General features: G+C 68.9%; 14 protein-coding genes. 8 read left to right on the top strand and 6 right to left on the bottom strand.

Features of this window, described 5'->3' with window-relative positions; translation table 11 throughout:
- The first annotated feature begins 140 nt into the window (after positions 1-140).
- Positions 141-2,192, top strand: coding sequence for a prolyl oligopeptidase family protein (locus ACAM42_RS29745; RefSeq protein ID WP_369630301.1), 2,052 nt, complete (start codon positions 141-143; stop codon positions 2,190-2,192).
- A complete protein-coding gene (gene rocF, locus ACAM42_RS29750) occupies positions 2,189-3,118 on the top strand; it encodes an arginase (RefSeq protein WP_369630302.1) in 930 nt (309 codons plus the stop codon). Before ACAM42_RS29745 ends, rocF begins: the two co-directional genes overlap by 4 nt.
- A 13-nt stretch (positions 3,119-3,131) precedes the next feature.
- Here rocF and ACAM42_RS29755 read toward each other — a convergent pair whose 3' ends face one another.
- Together ACAM42_RS29755 and ACAM42_RS29760 are read right to left on the bottom strand one after the other, a co-directional pair.
- The gene (locus tag ACAM42_RS29755; RefSeq protein ID WP_369630303.1) at positions 3,132-3,818 is read right to left on the bottom strand and encodes a DUF2242 domain-containing protein; all 687 of its coding nucleotides are present in this window, start codon (positions 3,816-3,818) and stop codon (positions 3,132-3,134) included.
- A gap of 104 nt (positions 3,819-3,922) precedes the next feature.
- The gene (locus ACAM42_RS29760; RefSeq protein ID WP_062478443.1) at positions 3,923-5,197 is read right to left on the bottom strand and encodes a Glu/Leu/Phe/Val dehydrogenase; all 1,275 of its coding nucleotides are present in this window, start codon (positions 5,195-5,197) and stop codon (positions 3,923-3,925) included.
- A 252-nt stretch (positions 5,198-5,449) separates the two neighbouring features.
- On the opposite strand from ACAM42_RS29760, the gene ACAM42_RS29765 reads away from it, so the two are divergent.
- Entirely contained in the window at positions 5,450-5,905 is a 456-nt protein-coding gene (locus ACAM42_RS29765; RefSeq protein WP_369630304.1) for a hypothetical protein, read from the top strand.
- A gap of 143 nt (positions 5,906-6,048) precedes the next feature.
- Positions 6,049-6,516: an Lrp/AsnC ligand binding domain-containing protein gene (locus ACAM42_RS29770; protein ID WP_062478450.1), complete on the top strand. Its 468-nt coding sequence runs from the start codon at positions 6,049-6,051 to the stop codon at positions 6,514-6,516.
- Between the two features lie 7 nt (positions 6,517-6,523).
- Here the strand turns inward: ACAM42_RS29770 and ACAM42_RS29775 are convergent, their stop codons facing one another.
- Positions 6,524-7,225, bottom strand: a complete 702-nt coding sequence (locus ACAM42_RS29775) for a YggS family pyridoxal phosphate-dependent enzyme (RefSeq protein WP_369630305.1) — start codon at positions 7,223-7,225, stop codon at positions 6,524-6,526.
- A gap of 51 nt (positions 7,226-7,276) precedes the next feature.
- On the opposite strand from ACAM42_RS29775, the gene ACAM42_RS29780 reads away from it, so the two are divergent.
- The 3 genes from ACAM42_RS29780 (at position 7,277) to ACAM42_RS29790 (ending at position 10,566) form a co-directional block, all read left to right on the top strand.
- The gene (locus ACAM42_RS29780) at positions 7,277-8,320 is read left to right on the top strand and encodes a type IV pilus twitching motility protein PilT (RefSeq protein WP_062482334.1); all 1,044 of its coding nucleotides are present in this window, start codon (positions 7,277-7,279) and stop codon (positions 8,318-8,320) included.
- Positions 8,321-8,454: 134 nt separating this feature from the next.
- Positions 8,455-9,591 carry a PilT/PilU family type 4a pilus ATPase gene (locus ACAM42_RS29785; protein WP_062482331.1) on the top strand — a complete coding sequence of 379 codons (1,137 nt, stop codon included), beginning with the start codon at positions 8,455-8,457 and terminating at the stop codon, positions 9,589-9,591.
- A 66-nt stretch (positions 9,592-9,657) separates the two neighbouring features.
- Positions 9,658-10,566, top strand: coding sequence for an NAD(P)-dependent oxidoreductase (locus tag ACAM42_RS29790; RefSeq protein WP_369630306.1), 909 nt, complete (start codon positions 9,658-9,660; stop codon positions 10,564-10,566).
- 30 nt (positions 10,567-10,596) lie between these two features.
- Here the strand turns inward: ACAM42_RS29790 and ACAM42_RS29795 are convergent, their stop codons facing one another.
- From ACAM42_RS29795 to ACAM42_RS29805, 3 genes are all read right to left on the bottom strand, one after another.
- Positions 10,597-11,394, bottom strand: a complete 798-nt coding sequence (locus ACAM42_RS29795) for a BON domain-containing protein (protein ID WP_095950095.1) — start codon at positions 11,392-11,394, stop codon at positions 10,597-10,599.
- Positions 11,391-12,032 carry an SIS domain-containing protein gene (locus tag ACAM42_RS29800; protein WP_062482322.1) on the bottom strand — a complete coding sequence of 214 codons (642 nt, stop codon included), beginning with the start codon at positions 12,030-12,032 and terminating at the stop codon, positions 11,391-11,393. Before ACAM42_RS29800 ends, ACAM42_RS29795 begins: the two co-directional genes overlap by 4 nt.
- A gap of 85 nt (positions 12,033-12,117) precedes the next feature.
- Positions 12,118-12,489: a YraN family protein gene (locus ACAM42_RS29805; protein ID WP_139701305.1), complete on the bottom strand. Its 372-nt coding sequence runs from the start codon at positions 12,487-12,489 to the stop codon at positions 12,118-12,120.
- A 46-nt stretch (positions 12,490-12,535) separates the two neighbouring features.
- On the opposite strand from ACAM42_RS29805, the gene rsmI reads away from it, so the two are divergent.
- A complete protein-coding gene (rsmI, locus tag ACAM42_RS29810) occupies positions 12,536-13,489 on the top strand; it encodes a 16S rRNA (cytidine(1402)-2'-O)-methyltransferase (protein WP_369630307.1) in 954 nt (317 codons plus the stop codon).
- The last annotated feature ends 1 nt before the right edge of the window (position 13,490 follow it).

A 13,490-nucleotide genomic window follows, 5' to 3' on the forward strand; every position in this document is an offset into this window, starting at 1 on the left:
AGGCACGCCCGGGACAGGGGTTTGCCCCAAGGATGGCCGGGGCGCGCATCCACATGTAATGAAAAAATCGACGCGCCTCGAATGCAGCAACAACTGCTCACAGGCCGCCGCATTCACGGGGGCTTCGTACACTGTGCCGCATGACCTCTGCGCACAACGAAGACCCCCATCTCTGGCTCGAAGACATCGACGGCGAAGCCGCTCTGGACTGGGCTCGCCAGCAGAATGCACATGCCGTTCACACCTATGCGCAGTCGCCGGCCTTCCAGTCGATCGAGCAGGGCCTGCTCGAGGTGCTCGACTCGGACGCGCGCATTCCGATGGTCAGCAAGATCGGTGCGCTGTACTACAACTTCTGGCGCGACAAGGCGCACCCCAAGGGCCTGTGGCGCCGCACCACGCTCGACCAGTACCGCACGCCCGAGCCCGCGTGGGAGACCGTGCTCGACCTCGACGCGCTGGCCGCGCAGGACGGCGAGAACTGGGTTTGGCACGGCGCCGACTGCCTGGAGCCCGCGTACGAACGCTGCCTGATCTCGCTGTCGCGCGGCGGCGCCGACGCCGACGTGGTGCGCGAGTTCGACCTGGTGAGCATGTCGTTCGTCGAAGGCGGCTTCACGCTGCCGGAGGCGAAGAACCACGTCACCTGGAAAGACATCGACCACCTGTACGTGGGCACCGATTTCGGCCCCGGCTCCATGACCAGCTCGAGCTACCCACGCCTGGTGAAGGAGTGGCAACGCGGCACGCCGCTGGCCGAGGCCGTCACCGTGTACGAAGGCGCGCACGAAGACATGTCGGTGAGCGCCTGGAGCGACCACACGCCCGGCTTCGAGCGCGACTTCGTCTCGCGCCAGATCGACTTCTACGACAGCGAGACCTGGCTGCGCGCGCCCGACGGCACGCTCGCCAAGATCGACGTGCCCGACGACGCCAACACCGGCGTCACGCGCGAGTGGCTGCTGATCGAGCCGCGCGAAGACTGGACCGTGGCCGGCCGCACCTACACCGCCGGCTCGCTGCTGGCCGCGCGCTTCGACGACTACATGGCCGGCGCGCGCGAACTCACGCTGCTGTTCGAGCCCGACGACACCACCGCGCTCGACGACTATTCGTGGACGCGCCACCACCTGATCCTCAACGTGATGCACGACGTGGTGAACCGGCTGGAGGTGCTCACGCCGCCGGCGGACGGCCTGGGCGACTGGGCCCGCGACAGCCTGGGCGGCGCGCCCGCGCTCTCGTGCGTGGCGGCCGGCGGCATCGACGAGACCGAGAGCGACGACTACTTTTTGACCGTGAGCGGCTTCCTGCAGCCGACCACGCTGTACATCGGCACCCTCGGCCAGGGCGAGCCGCAGCCGCTGAAGCACAGCCCCGGCTTCTTCGACGCCTCGCGCTTTCGCGTGAGCCAGCATTTCGCGACCTCGGCGGACGGCACGCGCGTGCCCTACTTCGAGATCGCTGCGAAAGACCTGGTGGCCGACGGCACGAACCCCACGCTGCAGTACGCCTACGGCGGCTTCGAGATCTCGCTGGAGCCGAGCTACAGCGGCGGCATCGGCCGTGCCTGGCTCGAACGCGGCGGCGTGTACGTGGTGGCGAACATCCGCGGCGGCGGCGAGTACGGCCCGCGCTGGCACCAGGCCGCGCTGCAGGAAAACCGCCTGCGCACCTGCGAAGACTTTGCGGCCGTGTCGCAGGACCTGTTTGCGCGCGGCATCACCTCGCCCGCGCACCTGGGCGCCATGGGCGGCAGCAACGGCGGCCTGCTCATGGGCAACATGCTCACGCTGTACCCGCAGCTGTACGGCGCCATCGTGAGCGAGGTGGCGCTGCTCGACATGAAGCGCTACACGCAGCTGTCGGCCGGCGCCTCGTGGATCGCGGAGTACGGCGACCCGGAACTGCCCGACGAGTGGGAGTTCATCCAGACCTTCTCGCCCTACGAGAACGCACAGGCCGGCACGCCCTACCCGCCCGCCCTTTTCACCACCTCCACGCGCGACGACCGCGTGGGGCCGGTGCATGCGCGCAAGATGCACGCGAAGCTGCTCGCGCAAGGGCACGACAGCAGCTTCTACGAGAACATGGAAGGCGGCCACAGCGCCGCCGCGGACAACAAGGCGTCCGCCTTCATGGATGCGCTCGGCTACGCCTACCTCTGGCACCACATCGGGAGACCGACATGAACAGCAGCAGCACCGCCGCTACCACCCTCGAACTGATCGGCGCGCCGACCGACATCGGCGCCAGCGTGCGCGGCGCGGGCATGGGCCCCGACGCGCTGCGCGTGGCCGGTCTGGCCGAGGCGCTGGCGGGCCAGGGCTTCACGGTGCTCGACCGCGGCAACCTCGCGGGCCCGGCCACGCCGTGGGCACCGCCGGCCAACGGGCTGCGCCACCTCACCGAGGTGATCGCGTGGAACCGTTCGGTCTACGCCGCTGTCGACACCGCGCTGGGCGCCGGCCACGTGCCGGTGATGCTGGGCGGCGACCACTGCCTGGCGATCGGCTCGATCAGCGCCGTGGCCTGGCATGCGCGCAAGCGCGGCAAGAAGCTGCGCGTGCTGTGGCTCGATGCGCACTCCGACGTCAACACCGAGACCACAAGCCCCAGCGGCAACCTGCACGGCATGCCGGTGTCGTGCCTGCTGGGCCACGGGCCGGCGGACCTCACGGGCTGGAGCGGCGAGCCCGCGGCGCTGGCGCACGACGCGATCCGCTTCATCGGCATCCGCAGCGTGGACGATGACGAGAAGCAAGCGATTCGCACGCTCGACCTGACCGTGTTCGACATGCGCCACATCGACGAGAACGGCATGCGCACCACCATGACCGAGGCGCTTCAAGATGTGGACGAAGACACCCACCTGCACGTGAGCTTCGACCTCGATTGCCTCGACCCGGCCGACGCGCCCGGCGTGGGCACGGGTGTGCGCGGCGGGCCGACCTACCGCGAGATGCAGCTGTGCATGGAAATGATCGCCGACACCGGCCGGCTCGGCTCGGTCGACGTGGTGGAGCTCAACCCCGCGCTCGACGTGCGCAACCAGACGGCCGAAGTGGCGGTGGAGCTGATCGAGAGCCTGTTCGGCAAGTCGACGCTGGTGCGCTGACTGCCGAGCCTGTTCAGCCGCGGTTGGGCGACGGCGCCACCGGGAAGGTGGTGGCGGCGGGGCGCGTGGCGGGCTTCGGCGCGTCGTCGGCCGGTGCCGCATCGGCCGGCATGTCGGGGCCGCCGCCCTGCAGGAAGCGCTCGACCAGCGTGAAGAAGCGGTCGTAGAAACGTTCGTCGGTGAGTGTCTGGCTCGCCACCTTGACCATCGCTTCGTTGCTGCCGCCGAAGGGCAGCGAGAGCGAGCCGATGGCGCCCACGCCCAGGCTGGCCGAGTTGCTGCCCTTCTTCAGGCCGTAGCGGTCCTGCAATGCGGTCGCGAAGGCCACGGTGCTGCGTCCGCCCGAGGCGCTGCCCGCGCCCCCTTCCCGCGCGCAGACCACGCGGAACTCGACCTCGACATGCGTCTCGGCCGCGGGCTGGAAGCTCTTGCGCGCGGTCACGAGGTCGGCGTTGGCGGCAGTGACCATGTAGCCCTGGCTCAGCAACGCGCGGCGCGCCGCCTCGCAGGTCTGGGCCTCGCTGGCGGCGTAGTTGCGCGTGTGGGTGGTGGTGGAGTCGAAATCTTCGGGCTCGTAGGCCTGCCCCGTGCCGAAGCTGCCGCAGCCGGCCAGCAGCAGGGCCGACAGCAGGCCCGGGAACAGAAACGCCGGCACGCGGGCCGGCGAAGAGAAGAAAGCAGCAGAAGAGGTGGGGGGCATGGCAGGGCGGGAAGGACACCGGATGCTAACCAACCGGCGGCTTCGCTTCGAGCCCCCGGCAAGCCGGGGGTTCCCGAAAGGCCCTGAAAGCCCCGGAGATCGCGTCAGGGGTACAGACCGCGTTCCTGGCGCGCCATCAGGATGCGCTCGCAGGCGACCGCGTAGGTGGCGGTGCGCAGCGGGATCTTGTGCTTGTCGGCCGTGTCCCAGATCTGGTTGAGCGCGTTCATCATGATGCGATCGAGGCGCACGTTGATCTCGTCCTCGTCCCAGAAGAAGGACGAGAAGTCCTGCACCCATTCGAAGTACGAGACCGTCACGCCGCCGGCGTTGCAGATCACGTCAGGCACGACCAGCACGCCGCGCTCGGCCAGGATGTCGTCCGCCTCGGGCACCGTCGGGCCGTTGGCGCCTTCGAGCACCAGCTTGGCGGTGGTCTTCTTGGCGCGCTCGGCCGTGAGCTGACCTTCGAGGGCGGCGGGAATCAGGATGTCGCAGGCCACGTCCCAGAAGTCTTCGTTCGGCACGATGTCGCCGCCGGCCTTGAAGCCGACCACGCCGTCGGTGCGCGAGATGGGCACCAGCTGGGTCAGATCGAGGCCGTTGGTGTTCACGATGGTGCCGGTGTGGTCCTGCACCGCGACGATCTTGGCGCCCGCCTCGACGAAGAGTTCGGCCGCGACCGAGCCCACGTTGCCGAAGCCCTGCACCGCGATGCGCGCACCGCGCAGGTCCATGCCCAGTCGGCGTGCGGCTTCGCGGCCGGTGACGAACACGCCGCGGCCGGTGGCCTTCACGCGCCCCAGCGAGCCGCCCAGGTGCAGCGGCTTGCCGGTGACCACGCCGGTGGCGGTGCCGCCGACGTTCATCGAGTAGGTGTCCATCATCCACGCCATGATCTGCGCGTTGGTGTTCACGTCGGGCGCGGGGATGTCGGTGTGCGGGCCGATGATGATGCCGATCTCGCTGGTGTAGCGGCGCGTGACCTTCTCCAGCTCCTGCAGCGACAGCTTCTTCGGGTCGACGCGGATGCCGCCCTTGGCACCGCCGTACGGCAGGTTCACGGCGGCGGTCTTGATGGTCATCCAGGCCGACAGCGCCATCACTTCTTCCAGCGTGACGTCGGGGTGGAAGCGCACGCCGCCCTTGCCCGGGCCGCGGCTCATGTTGTGCTGCACGCGGTAGCCCTCGAAGTGGGCGATGGTGCCGTTGTCCATCTCGATCGGCACGTCGACGATCAGCGCGCGCTTGGGGCGCTTGAGGGTTTCGACCCAGCGTGCCAGCGGGCCGAGGTACGGCACGACGCGATCGACCTGCGACAGGTAGGTGCCCCAGGGGCTGTTGGCCGTCGGATTGACGAAGGAGAGTTTCTCGTTCATGGAAGATTCCCTTGGTTGGAATGGATGGGCGCAACGATATTCCGACTGAGGGCCGCGCGCCATGGCTTATGCATGCCGCGATGGCGGTTATGCAAGAGAAGTTGGAAGGCCCCTTGCGGTCCCTCTCGGCGCGGCCCGATGCAGGTGGATACGCACATGACAAAACCGTCATCCAGACGTTATCGGTCGCGTGGATGCGCTTCGTACAGTCGTTCTCACCAACCAAGCAACCACCTCAAGGAGTGAACGAACATGAAGCTGTCTGCCACCACCCGCCTGCTGAACACCGCCGCCGTCGCCGCCCTGCTGGGCCTGGCCGCCGCGCCGAGCTTTGCCGGCAACTACGCCGAAGGCGACCCGCGTCCCGCGCCCTTCGCGTCGTCGACGACGCGCGCCGCCGTGACGGCCGATGCCCAGCAGTGGCTGAAGACCGCGCCCACCCAGGGCTACAACGAGAACATGGGCCAGGAGCCGGTCGCGGTCTCGGCCAACAGCCGCGCCGCCGTGGCCGCCGACACGCAGCTGTGGATCCGCTCGGGCCTGGCCGCCCAGCAGTCGGGCGAAGCCGGCGCCGACACGTCGCGCCCCGGCTACCGCGAAGCCCAGGCCGCCTACACCAAGCTGCGCGAAGGCCCGGCCTACGGCGCGCTGGTCGACCAGCTCTCGGGCCGCCAGGCCGCCGCACCCGGATCGACCACGGTGCGTTGAATGCGGTGACCCACGGCTTTCGGTAGTTCAAATGACTGCGAAAGGGTAGTCCAACGGCATTTCCTTGGTTCTATCTCCTATGGCCGTGGCAAATAGGCCGCATTTCTTGCAGTCGATCGATGTGTGCGCCGGATAATCCTCGAATGCTTGATCTGGACCGCATCGATCTGCGCCTGCTGAAGATCCTTCAGGAAGACGGCCGCATCACCAACCTCAAGCTGGCGGAGGCGGTCGCGCTGTCCCCCACCGCCGTGCTGGCGCGCGTGCAGCGCCTCACGCGCGACGGCTTCATCCTGGGCTACGAGGCCCGCCTCGACCCCTACAAGCTGGGGCGCGGCTTCACCGTGTTCGTCGAGGTCCTGCTCGACCGCACCACCGCCAACGTCTTCGACCAATTCAAGGCCGCCGTGCAGGTGCGCGACGAGATCATGGAATGCCACATGGTCGCCGGCGGCTTCGACTACCTCCTCAAGACCCGCATGGCCGACATGGCCGCCTACCGCGAGTTCGCCGGCACGGTGCTGTGGCAGCTGCCCGGCGTGCGCGAGACGCGAACCTATGCGGTGATGGAAGAGGTCAAGAGCAGCGCGCGCTTGCCGCTGGGGGTCTGAACCGACCCTAGGCGGGCTTGCGTGCCCGCCCGCCGAAGATTGCCGTACCGACCCGCACCATCGTGCTGCCGGCACCGACCGCCGCCTCGAGGTCGCCGCTCATGCCCAGCGACAGCGTGTCCAGCGCGATGCCCGCCGCCCGGATCGATTCGAACACCGCGTGCGCGCGCAGGCACAGTTCGCGCTGCGCCGCGAAATCGGGCGCGGGTTCGGGGATCGCCATGAGCCCGCGCAGCGTCAGTTGTGGCAAGGCCGCCACAGCGCGCGCGAGCGCCAAGGCCTCTTCCGGCGGCACGCCAGACTTGTTCGCGCCGCCGTCCACGTTGACCTGCAGGCACACCTGCAGCGGCGGCAGATGGGCCGGGCGCTGGGCCGACAGGCGCTCGGCGATCTTCAGGCGGTCGATGCTGTGGACCCAGTCGAACTGCTCGGCCACGGGCCGCGTCTTGTTGCTCTGCAGAGGGCCGATGCAGTGCCATTCGAGCCCCGCGCGCAGGTCGGCCAGCGCTGCGATCTTGTCCAGGCCCTCCTGCACGTAGTTCTCGCCGAACGCCGCCTGGCCGGCCGCGTGCGCCTCGCGCACCGCCTCCGGCCCGAAGGTCTTGGACACCGCCAGCAGGCGCACCGCCGCCGGGTCGCGCCCGGCCTGCGCACAGGCCCGGTCGATCCGGGCCCTTACTTGCTGGAGATCGTCGCCAATCATCGTCATAATCTTCCGAATTCGTATCAAAACGTCACTAAAGCCTGCCTGAGGAGCCCCGTGGACATCACCCAACTGCTGGCGTTCAGCGTCAAGAACAAAGCCTCCGACCTTCATCTGTCGGCCGGCCTGCCGCCGATGATCCGCGTGAACGGCGACGTGCGCCGCATCAACGTCGATGCGCTGGACCACAAGGCCGTGCATGCCATGGTGTACGACATCATGAGCGACACGCACCGCAAGCACTACGAAGAGTTCCTGGAGGTCGACTTCTCGTTCGAGATCGACGGCCTCGCGCGCTTTCGCGTGAACGCCTTCAACCAGGCGCGCGGCGCGGCCGCGGTGTTCCGGACCATTCCCTCGAAGATCCTCACGCTCGAGCAGCTCAACGCGCCGAAGATTTTCGGCGAACTCGCGCTCAAGCCGCGCGGCCTCGTGCTGGTGACGGGCCCCACGGGCTCGGGCAAGTCGACCACGCTGGCGGCGATGGTGAATTACCTCAACGAGAACGAGTACGGCCACATCCTCACGGTGGAAGACCCGATCGAGTTCGTGCACGAATCGAAGAAGTGCCTGATCAACCAGCGCGAAGTGGGGCCGATGACGCTGTCGTTCGCCAACGCATTGCGCTCCGCCCTGCGCGAAGACCCGGACGCCATTCTGGTGGGCGAGTTGCGCGACCTCGAAACCATTCGCCTCGCGATGACCGCGGCCGAAACGGGCCACCTGGTGTTCGGCACGCTGCACACCTCGTCGGCCGCCAAGACCATCGACCGGATCATCGACGTGTTCCCGGGCGAAGAAAAAGAAATGATCCGCGCGATGCTGTCGGAGTCTTTGCAGGCCGTGATCTCGCAGACGCTGTGCAAGACCAAGGACGGCCAGGGCCGCGTGGCGGCGCACGAGATCATGCTGGGCACGCCGGCCATCCGCAACCTGATCCGCGAGGCCAAGGTGGCGCAGATGTACTCCACCATCCAGACCGGCCAGGGCTCGGGCATGCAGACGCTCGACCAGAACCTGACGGAGCTGGTGCGCCGCAATACGATCTCTGCCGCCGAAGCGCGCGGCAAGGCCAAGATCCCAGAAAACTTCCCCGGCTAGTCATGAGGCCCCCCGGCTTTTCACTTCGCTGCGCTTCGTGTAACTCCACCCCCCAAGGGGGAGGCGCGGCCGCCTTGGGGCGGCCCGGCGGTCGGCCGCCTGCAGATTCAATCTAGACATCAAGGAGCGCTCTCATGGAACGCGATCAAGCCAGCCAGTTCATCAACGACCTGCTCAAGCTCATGGTGAGCCGCAACGGCAGCGACCTGTTCATCACCGCCGACTTCCCGCCGGCCATCAAGGTCGACGGCAAGGTCACCAAGGTGTCGCAGCAGGCGCTGGGCGCGCAGCACACGCTGGCGCTCACGCGCTCGATCATGAACGACCGCCAGACGGCCGAGTTCGAGCGCACCAAGGAGTGCAACTTCGCGATTTCGCCGACGGGCATCGGGCGCTTTCGCGTGAACGCGTTCGTGCAGCAGGGCAAGGTCGGCATGGTGCTGCGGACCATTCCCGCCAAGCTGCCGACCATCGACGGACTGGGCATGCCGCAGGTGCTCAAGGACGTGGCGATGACCAAGCGCGGCCTCACCATCCTCGTGGGCGCCACGGGCTCGGGCAAGTCGACCACGCTGGCCGCGATGATCGACTGGCGCAACGAGAACTCCTACGGCCACATCGTCACGGTGGAAGACCCGGTCGAGTTCGTGCACCCGCACAAGAACTGCGTGGTGACGCAACGCGAAGTGGGCATCGACACCGACAGCTGGGAAGCGGCGCTGAAGAACACGCTGCGCCAGGCGCCCGACGTGATCCTGATGGGCGAAATCCGCGACCGCGAAACCATGGAGCACGCCGTGGCCTTCGCCGAAACCGGCCACCTGTGCATGGCCACGCTGCACGCCAACAGCGCCAACCAGGCGCTGGACCGCATCATCAACTTCTTCCCCGAAGAGCGCCGCGCGCAGCTGCTGATGGACCTGTCGCTGAACCTGCGTTCGCTGGTGTCGCAGCGGCTGGTGCCTACCGAAGACGGCCAGGGCCGCGTGGCCGCCGTCGAGATCCTGCTGAACACGCCGCTGATCTCCGACCTGATCTTCAAGGGCGAGGTGGGCGAGATCAAGGAGATCATGAAGAAGAGCCGCAACCTGGGCATGCAGACCTTCGACCAGGCACTGTTCGACCTGTTCGAGGGCAACGCGATCAACTTCGAAGAGGCGATCCGCAACGCAGATTCGGCCAACGACCTGCGCCTGCAGATCAAGCTCAACAGCCAGCGCGCGCGCAGCACCGACCTGGCGGCCGGCACCGAGCACTTCGCGATCGTCTGAGGCCGCCCCGCCGGCGCCCCGCGGTGCGCCGGCCTTGTTTCTTTCTTTGGCTTTAAGCTGTCGGCCATGAGCAGCATCAACCCCCGCACCTACGAATCCGTTCCCGCCCAGACGGTGGCCTTTCTCGGCCTCGGCGTCATGGGCGGGCCCATGGCCGGGCACCTGGCCAAGGCCGGCCACACGGTCACGGTCTACAACCGCACGCCCGCCAAGTCGCAGGCCTGGGTCGCCGAGTTCGGCGCGCCCGGCCGCCACGCCCCCACCCCGCGCGAAGCGGCGGCCGGCGCGGACATCGTGTTCTGCTGCGTCGGCAACGACGACGACCTGCGCTCGGTGGTGCTGGGCGACGACGGCGCCCTGGCCGGCATGAAGCCCGGCGCCGTGCTCGTGGACCACACCACGGCCTCGGCCGACGTGGCGCGCGAGCTGTCGAAGGCGGCGCTGGCGCGCGGCCTGCACTTCATCGACGCGCCCGTGTCGGGCGGCCAGGCGGGCGCGCAGAACGGCGCACTCACCGTGATGTGCGGCGGCGACGCGGCGGTGTTCGAACGCATCAAGCCGGTGGCGATGGCCTTCTCCCGCGCGGTCACGCTGCTAGGCGAGAGCGGTGCGGGCCAGCTCGCCAAGATGGTGAACCAGATCGCCATCGCGGGGCTGGTGCAGGGCCTGTCGGAAGCCATCGCCTTCGGCCAGCGCGCCGGCCTGGACATGGAAGCCGTGCTCGGCGTCATCGGCAAGGGCGCGGCCCAGAGCTGGCAGATGGACAACCGCGGCAAGACCATGATCGAAGGCAAGTTCGACTTCGGCTTTGCCGTCGACTGGATGCGCAAGGACCTGGGCCTGGTGCTCGACGAAGCCAAGCGCAACGGCGCGCGCGTGCCGGTGACGGCGCTGGTCGACCAGTTCTATGCCGACGTGCAGCAAGCCGGCGGCAGGCGCTGGGACACCTCCAGTCTCATCATCCGACTCAAATGAAAAAAGCCCGCGGAAGCGGGCTTTTTGGTTTCAGCGGACCGGCGAGGTCGTTGCACCACCGGCCGGCGCGGGCAGCGGCTCCATCGGCGGCAGCGGCACGCGCGAACCCGAGGAGGAAGCACCCGGCGTCGATGGCGTCGCATTGCTCACCGGTGCGGGGCCCGTGCCGCCGCGCTGCGCGGCGGACTGGTTGGCCGCCTGGCTCGCGGCCAGGTCGGCCTCGCTCACCACCTCGACCACGCGCACGACCTTCGCCACGCCCGTCACGCCGCGCGTGATCTCGGTGGCGCGGTCGGTCTCGCGGCGCGTGGCGATGCCCATCAGGTAGACCGTGCTGCGCTCGGTCACGACCTTGAAGGAGTTGGCGAAGATGTCCTTGGCGTCGAGCAGCGAGGCCTTCACCTTGCCGGTGATGTACAGGTCGTTCGAGCGGTCCTGGAAGGTGCTCGGGGCGCCGATGGTGAGTTCGTTGACCACCGAGCGCACGTTGACCACGCGGCTCACCTCGTCCTCGACGCGGCGGCGGTCGGCGTCGTTGCCGACGGCGCCGGTCAGCAGCACCTGGCGGTTGAAGCTGGTGACGCTCACGTACATGTTGTCGTTGGCGATGTCGCGCACGCGGGCCGCGGCGCGCAGCTCGATGCCCTGGTCGTCGAGCTGGGCGCCCGAACTGCGGCGGTCGGTCGCCACCATGCCCACGCCCACCACCGCGGCGCCGCCCACGACGAGCGGCACGCAGGCGGACAGTCCGGCCACCAGGGCGGCGCCCAGGGTGAGCGCCAGAGCGAAACGTTGGGTCGAGGCCTTGGTCAGGGTCGTCATGGTCATGAGGAAACTTCCTGTTCTCCGAGTAACTGGGCATCCACGCCGTCGCACAGACAATGCAGCGCGAGCAGGTGGATTTCGTGAATGCGCGCCGCACGCTCGTGCGGCACGCTGATCTGTACATCGGTCTCGCGCAGCGCGCGGCCGATGGCGCCGCCCGTGCCGCCGACGCCGGGCGCCGCGGTGGCCAGCCCCGTGGCGGCGTTGCCGAGCAGCGCCACCACCGTCATGTCGCGCTCATGCGCGGAAAGCACGGCGGCCAGCACCGCGGACGACTGCCCGCTGGCGCTGAGCACCAGCAGCACGTCGCCGGCCTGCCCAAGCGCGCGCACCTGGCGCGCGAAGCGGTCGGCATCGGCGGCCTGCGGGCTGTCGGCCGCCGGGTCGGTGGTGTCGCCGGGCAGCGCAATGGCGCCCAGCTCGGGGCGCTCGCGTTCGAAGCGGCCCACGAAGTTCGATGCGAACTGTGCGGCCAGCAAGCCCGACACGCCGGCGCCACAGGCCAGCACCTTGCCGCCGCTGGTCACACAGGCCAGCAGGGCCTGCATCGCTTGAGAGATGGGTTTGCTGAGGACCGGGCCGGTCTGGTATTTGAGGTCGGCACTGTCGATGAAGTGCTGCTGAATCCGTTGCTCGAGCATGGGGCGCGATGATAACTGGGGGTCGTGAAACAAGAAGTTTGAGTGGTGGAGCCTTCAGCAAGGCTTCAGTTCCCTGGCGGGTGCGTCAGCCGGCGTCGAAGGCGGCTTTCAGCCAGGTGATTTTCTCCTCGATCAGCACCACATCGAAACGGCACGGCGGCAATGCGCGCAACCGGCCCAGATAGTGCCGCGCGGCCAGCACGATGCGCCGCTGCTTGCCCGCCGTGATGCTGCCGCCCGCGCCGCCGTGCGAGCCCGCGCTGCGCTGTCGCACCTCGACGAACACCAGCGTGCCATCGCGCGGATCGCGCATGATCAGGTCGACCTCGCCGCCGCCGCGCCCCGGCGTCCGATAATTGCGCGCGACCGGCACGAGGCCGGCCTGGCGCAGGTGGTCGAGCGCGGCGTCTTCCGCCGCATCGCCGCGATGCTTCGTCGTCGTGGTGCTTGTCGTCATGGCTCCCTGCCCTGTTCTTGTTTTCGCTGCCCTACGGAGAAACCTCTTGGCTTCACTCGCCCCTGCTTCCTTCGGCGCGGCCCTGCCGGCCGCGCTCGACGCCGCGGGCGCGCAGCATTATCCGCAGGGCACGCTGTATGTCGTCGCCACGCCGATCGGCAACCTGGCCGACATCACGCTGCGCGCGCTGCATGTGCTGCAGCTGGTGGACGCCGTGGCCTGCGAGGACACGCGCCACACGCAGAGCCTGCTGCGCGCCTACGGCATCGACCGCCCCGGCGCGCAACTGCTCGCGGTGCACCAGCACAACGAGGCCGAGGCCGCGCAGGCCGTGGTCGCGCGGCTCGCGCAGGGCGAGCGCATCGCCTACGTGAGCGACGCCGGCACGCCCGGCGTGAGCGACCCCGGCGCGCGCCTGGCCGCCGCCGTGCGCGCGGCCGGCCAGCGCGTGCTGCCGCTGCCGGGCGCCAGCAGCGTCGTCACGCTCGTGAGCGCGGCCGGGCTCGTGGCCGACGGCGGCGAGAGCAACGCGCACAACAGCAGCGCCTTCGTGTTCGCGGGTTTCCTGCCGAGCAAGGCCGGCGAGCGCGACACCGCCGTGCAGGCCCTCGCGCAGGAGCCGCGCGCTGTGGTGCTGCTGGAAGCGCCGCACCGCATCGACAGCCTGGCCCGCGCGCTGGCCGTGCTGGGCGAGCGCCGCATCACCGTGGGCCGCGAGCTCACCAAGCAGTTCGAAGAGATCGCCACCGTGGCCGCCCGCGCGCTGCCCGACTGGTTCGGCGCCGACCGCGACCGCACCCGCGGCGAGTTCGCGCTGGTGCTGCACCCCGTGGCGGTGAGCGGCGACGGCGGCGCGGAAGGCGAGCGCGTGCTGCGCCTGCTGCTGGCGGAACTGCCGGTGAAGACCGCCGTGAAGCTGGCCGCCGAGATCAGCGGCGCGCCGCGCAACACGCTGTACGAGCTGGCGCTGCGCATCCGCAACGAAGCTGGCGACGACTAGC

The organism is Variovorax sp. V35 (assembly GCF_041154465.1).
Lineage (GTDB): Bacteria > Pseudomonadota > Gammaproteobacteria > Burkholderiales > Burkholderiaceae_C > Variovorax > Variovorax boronicumulans.

Bases quoted from the DNA above. Each gene is read 5' to 3' on its own strand.
- ACAM42_RS29745 (WP_369630301.1), top strand. From the start codon at position 141: ATGACCTCTGCGCACAACGAAGACCCCCATCTCTGGCTCGAAGACATC.
- rocF (WP_369630302.1), top strand. From the start codon at position 2,189: ATGAACAGCAGCAGCACCGCCGCTACCACCCTCGAACTGATCGGCGCG.
- ACAM42_RS29755 (WP_369630303.1), bottom strand. From the start codon at position 3,818: ATGCCCCCCACCTCTTCTGCTGCTTTCTTCTCTTCGCCGGCCCGCGTG.
- ACAM42_RS29760 (WP_062478443.1), bottom strand. From the start codon at position 5,197: ATGAACGAGAAACTCTCCTTCGTCAATCCGACGGCCAACAGCCCCTGG.
- ACAM42_RS29765 (WP_369630304.1), top strand. From the start codon at position 5,450: ATGAAGCTGTCTGCCACCACCCGCCTGCTGAACACCGCCGCCGTCGCC.
- ACAM42_RS29770 (WP_062478450.1), top strand. From the start codon at position 6,049: ATGCTTGATCTGGACCGCATCGATCTGCGCCTGCTGAAGATCCTTCAG.
- ACAM42_RS29775 (WP_369630305.1), bottom strand. From the start codon at position 7,225: ATGACGATGATTGGCGACGATCTCCAGCAAGTAAGGGCCCGGATCGAC.
- ACAM42_RS29785 (WP_062482331.1), top strand. From the start codon at position 8,455: ATGGAACGCGATCAAGCCAGCCAGTTCATCAACGACCTGCTCAAGCTC.
- ACAM42_RS29790 (WP_369630306.1), top strand. From the start codon at position 9,658: ATGAGCAGCATCAACCCCCGCACCTACGAATCCGTTCCCGCCCAGACG.
- ACAM42_RS29795 (WP_095950095.1), bottom strand. From the start codon at position 11,394: ATGACCATGACGACCCTGACCAAGGCCTCGACCCAACGTTTCGCTCTG.
- ACAM42_RS29800 (WP_062482322.1), bottom strand. From the start codon at position 12,032: ATGCTCGAGCAACGGATTCAGCAGCACTTCATCGACAGTGCCGACCTC.
- ACAM42_RS29805 (WP_139701305.1), bottom strand. From the start codon at position 12,489: ATGACGACAAGCACCACGACGACGAAGCATCGCGGCGATGCGGCGGAA.